Origin of the sequence: Brevibacillus sp. SYP-B805 (genome assembly GCF_011059135.1) — a bacterium.
Classification (GTDB): Bacteria; Bacillota; Bacilli; order Brevibacillales; family Brevibacillaceae; genus Brevibacillus_F.
The window spans coordinates 1-13,940 of the sequence record NZ_JAALGD010000019.1 but is presented as its reverse complement, the minus strand read 5'-3'; the positions used below and the strand labels follow the sequence as shown (position 1 = coordinate 13,940).

The following is a 13,940-nucleotide window of genomic DNA, read 5'->3' as shown; positions in this document are numbered from 1 at the left end:
GCTATGGTTCCATGTCGTTTTTGATAAATTGGGCGATGTGCCGGGCGGCATCCGGTTTGGCCACCCGTTTGGCCATCTGTTTCATGTAAGCCGCCTTTTCCGGGTTTTCGATCATCTCTTCAATGAAGTAGATCAGCTGCTCCGTTACATTGGCATGCTTCGCGCAGGCATTGTTCAGCAGGAAATGGCTGTTCCTCTCCTCCTGCCCGGGCAGCGGGTTATAGATGATCATCGGCACCTGTTTGCTGAGCACTTCCGCCGTGGTTAACCCGCCCGACTTGGTGACGATCAGGTCGGCCACTTCCAGATATTCGTGGAAGTTGTTCACGAACCGGAGCGGCACGACATCATGCCGGTAGGTGCGATTGGACACCTTGCGGAACAGTTTCTCATTGAGGCCGGTCAGGACGAAGGTTTTGAGCGGCGTTTCCACCTCTTCCAGCCCTTCCAGCACCTTTTCCATCGGCCCCAGCCCCAATCCGCCGCCCGACAGAATGATGCATTTCTGTTCGGGCCGGATCTGAAACCGCTCCTGCAGCTCCTCCTTGTCCAGCGGTTCGGTGAATTTCTTGCTGATGGGGATGCCCATGGGCTTGAATTTGGCGTAATCGTGGCGGTAGATATCCACCAGATAGTACAGCTGTTCATGAGCCATAAAATAATAGTTGATATGATGGTTCAGCCACGACGGATGGATGGTGTAATCCGTGATGATCGTGTAGATGGGCTCTTTCCATTCGTTGCGCCCTTTCAATACCGACAGCATGCAGCTGGCAAAGGGATGCGTCGCGATGAACGCATCCGGTTCCACGCTGCTGATCAGCTTTTTCAGTTTGTTCGCCAGGAGCTTGTTGACAAAGACATTCAGGTCAAAGAAGCGCGTTTTTTCCGTATTGTGATAGATTTTCCCCCACATGCGGGGGGAAATTCTCAGCAAATTCATGTATCCTTCCAGCAAGATCTTGTGAAACGTGGGACTGATATACTCCAGGGTATCAATCACCATGGAAGTGTATCCGACATCCGCCAAACTTTCCTGCATCGCCCGCGCCGCCTGATTGTGGCCATTGCCAATCGAAGCAGAAAAGATCAGGATTTTTTTCATTTTGCTTGATTCTCCTTCTTACCCTTTCTCCTGGGTAGCTGGCTTTTCTACTATTTTTATTCATCGTTTTCCATGTTAGTCCAGGTCTTGTCCGATTCGCAAGAGAATATCTGCACCCGTTTGGCCGTTTGGCCTCCCAGCATACTGTTTTCACATGAAAAAAAGCCTTCATACCCAAACGGTACAAAGACTTTTCCCATTGCTACCAGGCCGCGATGCAGCCGTCCGTACGCGGTTCCGTCCCGCCTACCAAGACGCCATGCTCATTTCGCACGATGATTTGTCCGCGGCCAAACCCTCCGGAGCCGAGCGCCCATCTGACATCGTGTCCTTTCTCCGCGAGGGCCAGCGCGATATGCTCGGGGACGGTGCTTTCCAGCTCCACCGTTTTTCCCTTGATCCACTGCCACCTTGGGGCATCCAGCGCCGCCTGCGGATTAAGATGAAAATCAATCAGATTCATGACCACCTGCATGTGGCCCTGCGGCTGCATAAAGCCGCCCATCACGCCAAACGGGCCCACCGGTTGATCATCTTTCGTCAAAAAGCCCGGGATGATCGTATGATACGTTTTCTTGCCCGGCTCCAGGCAGTTGTCATGAGCGGGGTCCAGCGAGAAGTTGTGCCCCCTGTTCTGCAGGCTGATGCCCGTGCCCGGAACGACCAGACCCGAACCGAAGCCCATGTAGTTGCTTTGGATAAAGGATACCATGTTTCCTTCCGCATCAGCCGCCGCCAGATACACGGTGCCCCCTTTGGGAGGCTCCCCGGGAGCCGGCTGCAAGGCCTTGTCGCCAATTAGTTCCCTTCTCGCAGCAGCATACGATTCCGACAGCAGGTCTTCCACCCTGACCTTCATTTTATCCCGCTGGGTGATATAGGCAAGTCCATCGGCAAAGGCCAGTTTGATCGCTTCAATCTGCTTGTGGTAGGTATCCGCCGTATCCCTGGAAGGGAAGTCAAACCCCTTTACGATCTGCAGCGCCAGCAGGGCAACAAGCCCCTGACCGTTGGGCGGAATCTCCCATACATCATATCCGCGATAATTGACGCGGATCGGCTGCACCCATTCCGGCTCGTAGGCCGCCAAGTCTTCCTTTCGCAAAAAGCCGTCGTGCTGCCGCGAAAAGCGGTCGATCTCCTCGGCCAGTTCGCCGCGGTAAAAAGCTTCCGCATGCGTTTCCGCAATCAGCCTGAGGGTACGGGCGTGATCGGGAGAACGCCACATTTCCCCGATTTCGGGCGCTCTGCCATGCGGGGCAAACGTGGCAAACCAATGGCGAAACTCATCGCCTTTCGCCTCCGCCGCATATTTGGCAAACGCAATCTTCCAGTATTTCCCGAGCGTAGGTGAAACGGGGTACCCCTCTTCGGCATACCGGATAGCCGGCTGCAGCACTTCGGCAAACGGCAGTCTCCCGAATCGCTTCGACAGGGCCGCCCAGGCAGACGGGGCGCCTGGTACCGTTACGGGGATCCAGCCGTATTTCGGCATCTCTGCATATCCCCGCTGCTGCACGGCTGCAATGGAGATGCTTCGCGGTGCCGGGCCGCTGGCATTCAGGCCGTGCAGCTCTCCTTTTGTCCATACAAGGGCAAAGGCGTCCCCGCCAATGCCGTTGGACGTGGGTTCTACCACGGTCAGGCAGGCTGCTGTCGCGATGGCGGCATCAATGGCATTGCCCCCTTTTTTCAAGATATCCAGCCCCGCTTGGGCGGCCAGCGGTTGGGATGTGGCCACCATCCCGTTTTTCGCAAAAACGGCATTCCGGCGCGAACCGTATGGGTAATGTAACGGGTTGTACTGCATAGACGACTCCTCCCCTGAGCAGCTTGCGTTAATGGATAAAGATGATGCCATAAACCATGGAAGAAGCGATCACCATGGCCGGATGAGCCTTTTTCCGCTCCAGGAAAAAGTAAGCGGCAGCGGCCAAAATCAGGGTATGCATCCACCCCGCCTGCTCGATGGCACTGAGGAAAAACTGGTAGGTGAGCACGGCGAACAGGACGGCAATGATCGGACGTATCGACTGGGACATCGCTTTTACCTGCGGCGCATTCCGAAAGAGATTCATAAAGCCGATCAATGCGATCATGGCGATGCCGGTGGGAGCGATCGTGGCAAGCAGGGCAACGATGGCGCCCGTCACACCGCCCACCTCATAGCCGATGTATCCGCCCAGTTTGGTTGCGATCGGACTGGGCAGTGCGTTGGCCAACGCAAGAATTTCCCCGAACTGTTCATTGGTGATCCAATGGTAATGATCTACAACCTCCGCCTGAATCAACGGAATCGACGGCGGCCCGCCGCCGTATCCCAAGATGTTGGCGACAAAAAATGCCCAGAATATCTGCAGGTACAACATGGCTTATGCCCCCTTGCTCGTCTCTTTCGCCCGCTGCTTTTTTTGCTGTCTCACGGTTCGGGTGGAAAGCGCAAACGCCCCCAGGAGGGTGACCGCGACAAGTATCCCCGGGTGAATGTCCAACAGCACGATCCCAATAACCGATGCCAGCATCATGCCGAACAGGCCGTTTTTGCGGTCGCCGGCATCTTTCCATCCTTTCTGGATCACTTCAATCGCCATCGCGGCCATCATGACGGCGATGACCGGCTGAATGGCCGTCACCATCCCTTTGACCGCACCCGAGTTTTTGAGGGTATAGACGAGACTGAGCAGCCCCATCATCGCCAGCAGGACGGGCAGGGTAACGGCGCAGTTGGCGATGAATGCCCCTGTCCACCCCTTCACTTTATAGCCGATGTAGCTGGCCATCTTGGTGGCGATCGGTCCGGGCAGCGCGTTTGCAAACCCGACCGTATCGGCAAACTCATCGGCCGAGATCCAGCCGTACTTTTTCACACACTCCACGTGAAAGAGAGGCAGCATGGTAGGTCCCCCGCCGTACCCGAATATGCCGATACGAAAAAACGCCAGAAACAACTGCCAATATATCATGCGAAGCGCCTCCTTCCGCCCTTATTTTCTCAGGAAGAGTGAAAGGGCGATCAACAATAGCGAAACGAGAAATGCGACAAAAATGCCGCCAACGCCGCCCTTGATCCACCACGTGCCGTATCCGGATGCGGCAGCGATCACGGTACTGTACGGAACCAGATTCCCCGTTGGCCGCCGGCTGAATATCACAACCAGCATGGGCAGCATCAGCGCAACCTGAATGACTCCGGCAAAGAGCAGCAGCTGCAGCAGACTTGGGGCAAAAGAAACCGTCAGGAGAAAGGAAAGCAGGGAGACGGCGGCGGCAAACAAATAGCCGGCCCGGAGCAGTTCCCTGTCGCTGGCGGCAGGCTTCCAGGCTTGATACATGTTACGCACGAACAAGCAGACCAATGCATGAAGCTCAGCTCCAAACGACGCGGTCACCATGCTGAACATCCCCAGAATGAACACACCCAGCAAGGCGGGAGTGCTGATGGTATCAATCAGCGCGTACAGCAGGGAATACACATTGGCAAAACTGCCTTTGTGAATGGCGAACAGGGTCAGGGTGGCAACCGCCGGGGGCAGCGTGGACCAGATGAACCCGGACAATCCCAGTATGGAGACCACCTTTTTCTCCTCCATCATAAACAGCCGCTGCCAAAGCGACCGGTCAGACAGCACCTGTCCCACCCCGACAATGACCCCGGCGAGGATCAGGTACCAGCCATCCCGATTGTTCCATACCAGCAAATAGGGGTGATACAGCCGGATGCCGTCATACACCTGCTCGACGCCCTCGCGGACAAAAAAATTCACGGGCAGCAGTATGAGCGTCATAAACAGGAAAACCATTTGGGCCAGTCCAACCCGATTGAGCATCGCCCCCCCGCCGAATCCGGCATACAGCAAGCAGAGCAGAAAAAACAGGAAAACCCCCTGGGACAGAGACAGCCCCGTCAGCTTTTGCAGGAAATATCCCGCCGCCAGGCCGTGAACGAATATGGCATTGACGCTCGTTGCCAGGATGAACCCCAGCATCACCCGATAACCCGCCGGATGCAGCTTCCCCCGCAGATAATCGGCGATCGTCTGCCCCTCCGGCAGCTCCCGTCTGATCCGTTTTCCCAACAAAGCGAACAGAACCAGCGCAATCCCCAATGCCAGACTGAAGCCTATTCCGCCGATCAGCCCATATTTTACCAGCACTTCCGGGGAAGTGACCAGCAAGTTTTGGGAAACCCATCGCGTCAGGACCGCGATAATCCCCATGCCGATCCCCAGCTGTACCGTTCCCATTGCATAATGGCGAAAGGATTCGTTCCGCAAGGTTATTTCTCCTTTTCACGGAATTCTTTCGGTGTGACGCCGACCAGTTTGCGAAAAATCGTGCTGAAGTAGTGAAGGCTGTTAAACCCTGCCTGCTCCGCCACTTGGGAAATGTTCCAATCCGGATGGTCCATCATCATCTCTTTTGCTCGTTCAATCCGGTATTTCATCAGGTATTCGGAAAAGGAGAGCCCTACCTCCTCATGAAACCGCCTGCTGAGGTAAGAGGGGTTTACGTGAATCTGTGCCGCTATGTCAGCCAGATTGATTTTTTCATGAAACTGTTCCCTCAGGATGTGCAGGGCGTCCCGGATGATCCGCGAATGCACGGCCGGTTTGCGGTATCGGGTGAGCACCTCCATCAGCTCGCTTTCGATTACCGGCTTCGTGATGTACTCCATCACGCCCAGCCTGATCGATTGCTTCGCATAATGGAAATCCTGGAACGCCGTCACGATAATGATGGCCAGATCCGACGCATGCCTCCGCAGCGCTTCCGCCAGCTTCAATCCTGATTGGCCCGGCAGATGAATATCCAGAAACGCCAGATCCAGCTTCACTTTTTCCTGGATGGTCAGGGCTTCCTCGCTGTCCATTGCTTTGTACAGGTTCCAGGACGGAAATTCCGGTTTGATCAAAAATTCAAGCTGTTCCAGTTCGAGCGGTTCATCGTCGACCAGCAGTACATTCATCGTCCTCACCACTTTTTCAGGCATGTCAAGCTTTCATGAGCGGCCAGCGCACCTCTGCGACCGTGCCTTTCTCCTCACCGGGTTTCATGGTCAGCACTCCCTGGTTTTCAAACAACAGCGAGAGACGACGCCGGATATTATTCAGCCCATGACCGCTTGTTCCCGTGGAATCCGCAGGCGTGCCAATCCCCCGCGCCGCCCCGTTGTCAATCACCTGCAAAACAGCCGTCTCCCTCTCGGAAAAGAGGCGGATGCGCAGAATCGCCTCCCCTGTCTTTTTCTCCAGCGCATGCTTGAACGCGTTCTCCACCAGCGTCTGAATCAGGAAGGGAAGAATCAGACAGTTCTTTAATTCAGGCTCACACTCGATCGACACCTGTAAGCGCGATCCGAAGCGCAGCTTCTGTATCTCGATGTAATGCTCCGTGTAGGTCAGCTCCTGCTGCAGTAAAATAAGCTGTTCCGTCGTTTGATACTTGAATTTCAACACAGCGGCAAGGTGCTCCAGCGCCCGGACCAGTTCCTCCGTCCGCTTCAGCCTGGCCAGGCTCAGGATCACATTGAGCGCGTTGAACAAGAAATGGGGCTGAATCTGCTGGTTCAACTGGTTGTACAAGCTTTGCTGCAGTTCCTTTTCCAGGGCGATTTTCTTGTTTCGGTTTTCCAGCAGATCGATCCGCTTTTCAAAGCTGAACATGAACAACAGCGTAATCGCCCCAACGATCGGCGCCAGAATAAACATCATGATCAGCGCGGTAAAGGTGTCAAAACCTATCATGGCGATCCCTTTGCATGCATGTAACGATCTAGATCAAATGGCAGGCCACCTGATGCGTTTCTCCCGCGGCCTTCATCTCTGGCGCCTTTTCCTTGCAAAGCGCGACCGCATAGGGGCAGCGCGTATGGAAGCGGCAGCCGGCGGGCGGATGGAGCGGAGACGGCACATCTCCGGAGAGCAGGATGCGTTCCCGTTTCACCCTGCGATCGGGCAGCGGAATGGACGACATCAGCGCCCGGGTGTACGGGTGCTGCGGGTTGGCGAACAAGGATTGCTTGTCGGCAACCTCCACGATTTTTCCCAGGTACATCACGATGACGCGATCGGAGATATGTCGGACGACGCCCAGGTCATGGGAAATAAACAGATAGGCGAGCCGATACTTGCGCTGCAACTCCTTCAACAGATTAAGCACTTGCGCCTGAATCGAAACATCCAGGGCGGAGACGGCTTCATCGCACACGATCAGCTTCGGTTCCACTGCAAGCGCTCTGGCAATGCCGATTCTTTGCCGCTGGCCGCCGCTGAATTCGTGCGGGTAACGATCCATGCTGTCGGGGCGCATCCCGACGTTCGCCAACAATTCCATGATTTTCTCGGTATACTGGCTTTTCGGCACAACCTGTTGGATGGCGAGCGCCTCCCGCAAGATCTCTCCCACTGTCTGTCTGGGATTTAACGACGCGAAGGGATCCTGGAAAATCACCTGCAAATCCTTCCGCATGCGGCGCATCTCCCTTTTGCCCAAGGCCAGCAGGTTGATGCCGTTGAAGCGGATTTCCCCGGCGGTCGGTTCATCCAGCCGCAGGATCGCGCGCCCCGTCGTCGATTTCCCGCATCCCGACTCGCCGACAATGCTGACCGTCTCTCCCGGGTAAATGGTAAAACTGATATCATCCACCGCTTTGACATGCTGGACGACGCGGCCGAAGACGCCTCCTTTTATCGGAAAATACTTTTTCAACCCGGTTACTTCCAACAATGGTTGTTTCGCTGCTTCAGCCACCTGTGGCCACCTCCCTTTCGTCACTCTTTCGCTCCGCGCCCGGCAGGTGATCGCCGTTCCACTCTTCCGTATAGGCCCAGCAGCGAACCAGGCCCGTTCCTGTATCGAATAGTTCGGGAAGCGCGGTATTGCACTTTTCCGTCGCATAGGCGCAGCGCGGGGCGAAGCGGCATCCCGGCGGCATGTGATATGGACTTGGCACACTGCCCGGGATGGCTTGCAGTTCTTCCTCATCCCGATCAAGACGGGGCAGGGAATTGAGCAGGCCGATTGTATACGGGTGCTTGGGCTGTTCGAACAGCGTATCGACATCTGTATATTCTACCACTTTGCCGGCATACATGACCGCCACCGTGTCACATGTTTCGGCAACCACCCCGAGGTCGTGCGTGATCATGATAATGCCCATGCCCATCTCTTGCTGCAGCGATTTCATCAGGTCCAGGATCTGTGCCTGAATCGTCACGTCCAACGCGGTTGTCGGTTCGTCCGCTATCAGCAGTTCCGGATGACAGGCCAGCGCCATGGCAATCATCACCCGCTGCCGCATCCCCCCGCTCAGCTCATGTGGCTCTTGGGCCGCGCGTTTTTCCGGAGAGGGGATGCCGACCAGTCGGAGCATCTCCACCGCTTTCGCCCACGCCTCTCTCCGGCCGAGTCCCTGATGCAGACGAAACGCTTCGGCGATTTGCTCTCCTACCGGGTACACAGGATTTAACGCCGTCATCGGCTCCTGAAAAATCATCGAGATGTCGTTCCCGCGGATGTTTCGCATCTCTTCTTCCGACTTCTTCAGCAAATCTTCTCCTTTAAAGAGAATTTCACCGCCTACGATTTTACCGGGAGGCGAAGCAATCAGCCGCAGGATGGAGAGGGAGGTGATGCTTTTGCCGCAGCCCGACTCACCGACGATGCCGAGCGTCTCCCCTTTGTGAACCGTAAAATCAACGCCATCGACTGCCTTCACGACCCCTTCTTCGGTAAAGAAATGGGTTTGCAGCTGCCGAACTTCCAGGATTTTTTCCCGGTGCTGACTCACGTGAACCACCTTCCCGTCAGTTTAATTCAATGCGTTTGTTCAAGGAACGATATATGATATCAACGGCCAGATTCACCAGCACGAAAATAACCGACACAACCAGTACCGCGCCTTGCACCATCGGCAAATCACGCATGCGGATGGCGTCGACAATCAACCGCCCGAGGCCGTTGATGGCAAAGACCGACTCGGTTAAGACGGTCCCCCCAAGCAGGGAGCCGAACTGGAGACCGACAACGGTGACGACGGGGATCAAGGCATTTTTCAAGGCGTGCTTGTAGACAATGACCCGTTCCTTCACGCCTTTGGCACGTGCGGTCCGGATATAATCCTGCCGAATCACCTCCAGCATGCTGGAACGCGTCATCCTGGCCACGATCGCCGCTCCCGAGGTTCCCAACGTCAGCGCAGGAAGGACCATGTGCATGAAGCTGCCCCAACCGGCAACCGGGAAGAGGTGCAGCTTGACCGAGAAATAGAGAATCAGCATCAAGCCCAGCCAAAAGTTGGGCAGCGATACGCCAAGCAGCGCCACGATCATCAAGGATATATCCGCAACCGTATACTGCTTGGTGGCAGAGACAACCCCCGCAAACACCCCCAGTACAATCGTGATCAGGATGCTGGCTGCCGCCAGTTCAATGGTAACCGGCAGCCGCGTCATGATTTCGCTCAAAACGGGGCGGTTCGTGCGAATGGACTCCCCCAAATCGCCCTGAGCCACATCCTTGACATAATTCAGATATTGCAGGGCCAACGGTTTGTCCAACCCCAGTTGATGCCGCACTTCCGCGATTTTTTCCGGGGTTGCCCCTTCACCCGCCAGCAGCACGGCCGGATCGCCCGGCACCATCTGCATGATCAAGAAGACGACCAGGGTAACCCCCAGCAAGACGGGAATCATTTGCAGAATGCGTCTGATGATAAATACCAGCATGCTCATGTCCTCCTATTTTTTCATACGCGGATCAAGCGCGTCCCTCAGCCCATCGCCGAACAAGTTGAATCCCAACACCAATGTCGAAATGGCGATGCCGGGGAACAGGGCGATATGAGGAGCGCTGAACAAAAAATCCCGGCCATTGCTCAGCATTGCCCCCCACTCCGGAGTGGGCGGCTGCGCCCCAAGCCCGAGGAAGGAGAGCCCCGCCGCTGTCAAAATGGCTGTCGCCACACGCAGCGTGGCCTGGACAATAATCGGCGACATGATATTGGGGAGGATGTGCTTCGCAATGATGATGAAATCGCTGGCGCCGAGTGCCCGCACGGCATCGACGTATTCGAGCTTTTTCACCGCCAGCGTCGACCCTCTTACAATCCGGGCAAACGTTGGAATGGAGAAGATGCCCACCGCCACCATGACGTTCATGAGGCTTGGCCCGAGCGCACTGATGATGGCCAGCGCCAGCAGGATCCCCGGGAAAGCGAGCAATACATCAATCACCCGCATGATGACCGTGTCGATCCACTTCCCGTAATACCCCGCCACTACGCCAAGGACAATTCCAAAAACCATGCCGATCAAAACGGAGACAAACCCGACCGCAAGCGAGAGCTGTGTCCCGTACATCAACCGGCTCAAGATATCCCGGCCTTTGTCGTCCGTTCCCATCCAATGCTCTGCCGACGGAGGAACCAGCTTCTTCTCCAAATGAATCTCCAGTGGATCAAAGGGAGCGAGAACAGGAGCCAACATCGCGACAAGGAGATAAAAAAGGACGATTGCCCCCCCTACCAGGGCGATTTTGTTCCTTTTCAATTTTCGATAAAAACCGTTCCATTTCTGCTTGCTGCGGGAAGCAGTCTGTTTGGGCGAAGTCTGTTGAACATCTGCGTATTCCAGCTTCATATGGATCTCCCTTCCCTTTGTTCGAGCAATACCAATGCCGTTTCCTACAAAAGTAATCAGAAAGGGAGGCAAAGTAAATACAAGCAAGCCAAATAGTAAAATAACTTTAAATTTAGGTAAAAATCATGTAAATAAAATTTTTTGAATGTTACTTATAATACACGTAACGCGTCACATCCTTGAATTGAATCCATGGAAAGGAGGGTATGATCGGTTACAATGAACAGGGAAAACAGACTGCGCAAACTTCGCCATGAGATGAAGGCGAAAGGGCTGGAAGCGGTTTTTGTCCAGTCACCGGAAAACCGTTATTACCTGTCCGGGTTTCGCGGCAGCAGCGGCGCACTCCTGATCACGGAGACCGATGCCCTGCTGTACACAGACTTTCGCTACCTCGATCAAGCTGCGGAAGAAGCACCATTATTTGAAGTGGTGAATCATCAGCAGAACCTGATGACCATGATCTGCACCAGGCTTCAGGATGAAACGCTTCGCCATGTCGGGATCGAGCTCGACAAGCTGCCGACCGCCCAATACCTCGCATTCAACCGTCTCGCTCCCACACTGGAGCTGTCCAATGTGGAACCGATCCTGGATCGCATCCGCATGTACAAGGATGCAGAAGAGATCGCGTATCTGCGCCAGGGAATCGCCATGTGTGACCAGGCCTTCGCGCACATTCTTTCGTATATCAAACCCGGCATAACCGAGAAGGAGATCGGCCTGGAACTGGAATTTTTCATGCGAAAGCTGGGAGCCGAGGGCATCAAAGCCAATCATGTGATTGCCTCTGGCGAACGCTCTTCCCTGCCGCATGGGCAAGCGACCGATCGGGTCATCCGGGTCGGCGATTTCGTGAAAATGGATATCGGTGCCCGTGTGATGGGGTATTACTCCGACTTCACCCGCACCGTGGTGGTCGGACAGCCCAGCGCCAAACAGCTTGAAATCTACCAAATCGTCAAGGAAGCCCAGGAAGCCGCCCTTGCTGCCATCGGGCCGGGCAAAGTCTGCTCCGAAGTGGATGAGGTCGCACGATCCATCATTCGCGCGGCCGGATATGGCGACTGTTTCGGTCACAGCCTGGGCCACTCCATCGGCCTTGCCGTTCACGAAAAGCCAACCATGCGGCATAACGATCAGACCGTACTGGAACCGGGAATGGTCATCACCGTCGAGCCGGGCATTTACATCAAGGGATTTGGCGGTGTGCGCATCGAGGATCTGGTTGTCATCACGGCTGACGGTTACGACAACCTCACCACGGCGACGAAAGAGCTTCAAGTGATCCCCGTGTGATCACCTTGAGACCAAATCAGTAAAGGGGGAAATTCCAAGTGAAAAAGAGACGATTACGCAGCAGTTTACTCGCATTGTCACTTCTCTGCTCATTGGCCTTGACCGGATGTTCGTCTGCGCCGGACAATGCAGGCGGGACACCAAGTGCTCCTGCTGCAGCCAACCCGGGCGGGACATTGGTCATTGCCGAACTGTCCGATGCGACCCAGCTTGATCCGCACAAAGGGACGGACATTCCGTCTGCCAACGTGTATCACGGCAAAATTTACGAAGGGCTGGTCACCCAGGACAAAAACATGGAGATTCAGCCGGCATTGGCGACAGAGTGGAAGAAAATTGACGATGTGACGTGGGAGTTCAAGCTCCGCCAGGGCGTTACCTTCCACGATGGGACACCGTTTACCGCCGATGCGGTGAAAAAGACGTTTGCCCGCGTGCTTGACAAGGAAACGGCTTCTCCCCGCGCCTCCCTTTTTAAGATGATTAAAGAAGTGAAGGTCATCGACGACTATACCGTACAGATCATTACCGAGTATCCATTCTCTCCGCTCTTATCCAATCTGGCTCATTACTCCGCGGGTATTATCAGTCCGAAAGCCATCGAGCAATACGGATTGAAACTGGGTCAGCATCCGGCGGGAACCGGTCCGTTCAAGTTTGAATCATGGACTCCTGGACAGGAAATTGTCCTTGTCAAAAACGAAAATTACTGGGGCAACAAAGCAAAAGTGGATAAAGTGGTCTTTAAAGTTGTTCCGGAAGACGCGACAAGAATGGCCATGATTGAGGCCGGGGAAGCTCATCTGGCTGAACCGGTGCCGGTCAACGATGTCGAGCGCGTCCAATCTTCGCCGAATGCCAAATTGTACCGCAGCGACGCGCTTGGGGTTGACTACATCGGGTTCAACTTGAAGAAGAAACCGTTTGACGATGTGCGCGTCCGTCAGGCAATCAGCTACGCGATTGATGTGGATGCCATCCTGAAGGGTGTCTACAACAATGTTGGTACCAAGGCAACCGGCCCAATGGGACCAGCCGTTTGGGGACACAATCCTAACCTGAAGCCTTACGAATACAATATCAACAAGGCCAAAGAATTGCTGGCCGAAGCGGGATACCCGAATGGCTTCAATACGACCATCTGGACCAACGACAACAAGGAACGGCAAAACCTTGCCGAGGTTGTACAGTCCCAGCTGAAAGGGATCGGGATCAACGTGGAGATTAAGGTTGTGGAATGGGGGGCCTATTTGGAGGGGACGGCAAAAGGAGAGCAGGATATGTACATCCTTGGTTGGTCCAACATGACCGGCGATGCCGACTACAACCAATACTTCCTGTTCCATACGGAAGCCCAAGGAAACCCAGGTAATCGCTCCTTCTACAGCAATCCGGAAGTGGACAAGCTGATTGATGCCGGCCGCCGTGAAACGGATCCGGAAAAACGGAAAGCGATCTATGCAAAAGCACAGGAAATCGAGATGAATGACGCTCCCATGGTCTTTATCCGCAATGACCAGGATCTTGTGGCCGCCGGCAAAAACGTAAACGGGTTCTGGATGCATCCGTCCGGCATTATGATGTTAAACGACGTGACGATCCAATAGGGCTTATGAAAAATGACGCCTCCGAAAAATCGGAGGCGTCAGTTGTTTGTCATCAGTTTGACAATCAAGCACGGTGCAAGCGGCCGACAATAACAAAAACAGCCAACCGGCAGGTAGGCTGCTTTCCTTCGCTTTTGCACCTTCAAAACTGGATACGCAAGATTTTGCTGAAGGCTTGTTGTGGATAAGTCCTCGACCGATTAGTATTCGTCAGCTCCACGCGTTGCCGCGCTTCCACACCGAACCTATCAACCTCATCGTCTATGAGGGGTCTTACCAGCTTGACGCTGT

General features: G+C 54.8%; 13 protein-coding genes and 1 rRNA gene. 2 read left to right on the top strand and 12 right to left on the bottom strand.

Annotated features, from left to right (window positions below; translation table 11 throughout):
* Position 1: 1 nt before the first annotated feature.
* The 11 genes from G3578_RS18570 to nikC form a co-directional block, all read right to left on the bottom strand.
* Positions 2–1,105 carry an MGDG synthase family glycosyltransferase gene (locus G3578_RS18570; protein ID WP_165214748.1) on the bottom strand — a complete coding sequence of 368 codons (1,104 nt, stop codon included), beginning with the start codon at positions 1,103–1,105 and terminating at the stop codon, positions 2–4.
* A gap of 202 nt (positions 1,106–1,307) precedes the next feature.
* Positions 1,308–2,915, bottom strand: coding sequence for a gamma-glutamyltransferase family protein (locus G3578_RS18565; protein ID WP_165214745.1), 1,608 nt, complete (start codon positions 2,913–2,915; stop codon positions 1,308–1,310).
* Between the two features lie 28 nt (positions 2,916–2,943).
* Positions 2,944–3,474: a chromate transporter gene (locus G3578_RS18560; protein WP_165214742.1), complete on the bottom strand. Its 531-nt coding sequence runs from the start codon at positions 3,472–3,474 to the stop codon at positions 2,944–2,946.
* Between the two features lie 3 nt (positions 3,475–3,477).
* On the bottom strand, positions 3,478–4,068 hold the full coding sequence (locus G3578_RS18555; RefSeq protein WP_165214739.1) for a chromate transporter: 591 nt from the start codon (positions 4,066–4,068) through the stop codon (positions 3,478–3,480).
* 21 nt (positions 4,069–4,089) lie between these two features.
* Entirely contained in the window at positions 4,090–5,379 is a 1,290-nt protein-coding gene (locus G3578_RS18550; RefSeq protein ID WP_165214735.1) for an SLC5/6 family protein, read from the bottom strand.
* 2 nt (positions 5,380–5,381) lie between these two features.
* A complete protein-coding gene (locus tag G3578_RS18545) occupies positions 5,382–6,071 on the bottom strand; it encodes a response regulator transcription factor (protein ID WP_165214732.1) in 690 nt (229 codons plus the stop codon).
* A 25-nt stretch (positions 6,072–6,096) separates the two neighbouring features.
* On the bottom strand, positions 6,097–6,849 hold the full coding sequence (locus G3578_RS18540; protein ID WP_165214729.1) for a sensor histidine kinase: 753 nt from the start codon (positions 6,847–6,849) through the stop codon (positions 6,097–6,099).
* Positions 6,850–6,877: 28 nt separating this feature from the next.
* A complete protein-coding gene (locus G3578_RS18535; RefSeq protein ID WP_165214726.1) occupies positions 6,878–7,855 on the bottom strand; it encodes a dipeptide ABC transporter ATP-binding protein in 978 nt (325 codons plus the stop codon).
* The gene (locus tag G3578_RS18530; RefSeq protein WP_165214723.1) at positions 7,848–8,894 is read right to left on the bottom strand and encodes an oligopeptide/dipeptide ABC transporter ATP-binding protein; all 1,047 of its coding nucleotides are present in this window, start codon (positions 8,892–8,894) and stop codon (positions 7,848–7,850) included. The genes G3578_RS18535 and G3578_RS18530 overlap by 8 nt, the downstream gene beginning before the upstream one ends.
* A gap of 16 nt (positions 8,895–8,910) precedes the next feature.
* Positions 8,911–9,831 (bottom strand): nickel ABC transporter permease, encoded by a 921-nt coding sequence (gene nikB, locus G3578_RS18525; protein ID WP_165214720.1) that lies wholly within the window; start codon positions 9,829–9,831, stop codon positions 8,911–8,913.
* A gap of 12 nt (positions 9,832–9,843) precedes the next feature.
* Positions 9,844–10,743 carry a nickel transporter permease gene (gene nikC / locus G3578_RS18520; RefSeq protein WP_165214717.1) on the bottom strand — a complete coding sequence of 300 codons (900 nt, stop codon included), beginning with the start codon at positions 10,741–10,743 and terminating at the stop codon, positions 9,844–9,846.
* Positions 10,744–10,962: 219 nt separating this feature from the next.
* On the opposite strand from nikC, the gene G3578_RS18515 reads away from it, so the two are divergent.
* Both G3578_RS18515 and G3578_RS18510 read left to right on the top strand, forming a co-directional pair.
* Positions 10,963–12,042 (top strand): M24 family metallopeptidase, encoded by a 1,080-nt coding sequence (locus G3578_RS18515; RefSeq protein ID WP_165214714.1) that lies wholly within the window; start codon positions 10,963–10,965, stop codon positions 12,040–12,042.
* 38 nt (positions 12,043–12,080) lie between these two features.
* Complete coding sequence (locus G3578_RS18510; protein WP_165214711.1) at positions 12,081–13,649, top strand: ABC transporter substrate-binding protein; 1,569 nt, start codon at positions 12,081–12,083, stop codon at positions 13,647–13,649.
* 180 nt (positions 13,650–13,829) lie between these two features.
* Here G3578_RS18510 and G3578_RS18505 read toward each other — a convergent pair.
* A 23S ribosomal RNA gene (locus G3578_RS18505) occupies positions 13,830–13,940 on the bottom strand; the annotation flags it as partial.

What these genes read in the sequence shown, in the direction of transcription:
- G3578_RS18570 (WP_165214748.1), bottom strand. Translation starts at nt 1,105, where the DNA reads ATGAAAAAAATCCTGATCTTTTCTGCTTCGATTGGCAATGGCCACAAT.
- G3578_RS18565 (WP_165214745.1), bottom strand. Translation starts at nt 2,915, where the DNA reads ATGCAGTACAACCCGTTACATTACCCATACGGTTCGCGCCGGAATGCC.
- G3578_RS18560 (WP_165214742.1), bottom strand. Translation starts at nt 3,474, where the DNA reads ATGTTGTACCTGCAGATATTCTGGGCATTTTTTGTCGCCAACATCTTG.
- G3578_RS18555 (WP_165214739.1), bottom strand. Translation starts at nt 4,068, where the DNA reads ATGATATATTGGCAGTTGTTTCTGGCGTTTTTTCGTATCGGCATATTC.
- G3578_RS18545 (WP_165214732.1), bottom strand. Translation starts at nt 6,071, where the DNA reads ATGAATGTACTGCTGGTCGACGATGAACCGCTCGAACTGGAACAGCTT.
- G3578_RS18540 (WP_165214729.1), bottom strand. Translation starts at nt 6,849, where the DNA reads ATGATAGGTTTTGACACCTTTACCGCGCTGATCATGATGTTTATTCTG.
- nikB (WP_165214720.1), bottom strand. Translation starts at nt 9,831, where the DNA reads ATGCTGGTATTTATCATCAGACGCATTCTGCAAATGATTCCCGTCTTG.
- nikC (WP_165214717.1), bottom strand. Translation starts at nt 10,743, where the DNA reads ATGAAGCTGGAATACGCAGATGTTCAACAGACTTCGCCCAAACAGACT.
- G3578_RS18515 (WP_165214714.1), top strand. Translation starts at nt 10,963, where the DNA reads ATGAACAGGGAAAACAGACTGCGCAAACTTCGCCATGAGATGAAGGCG.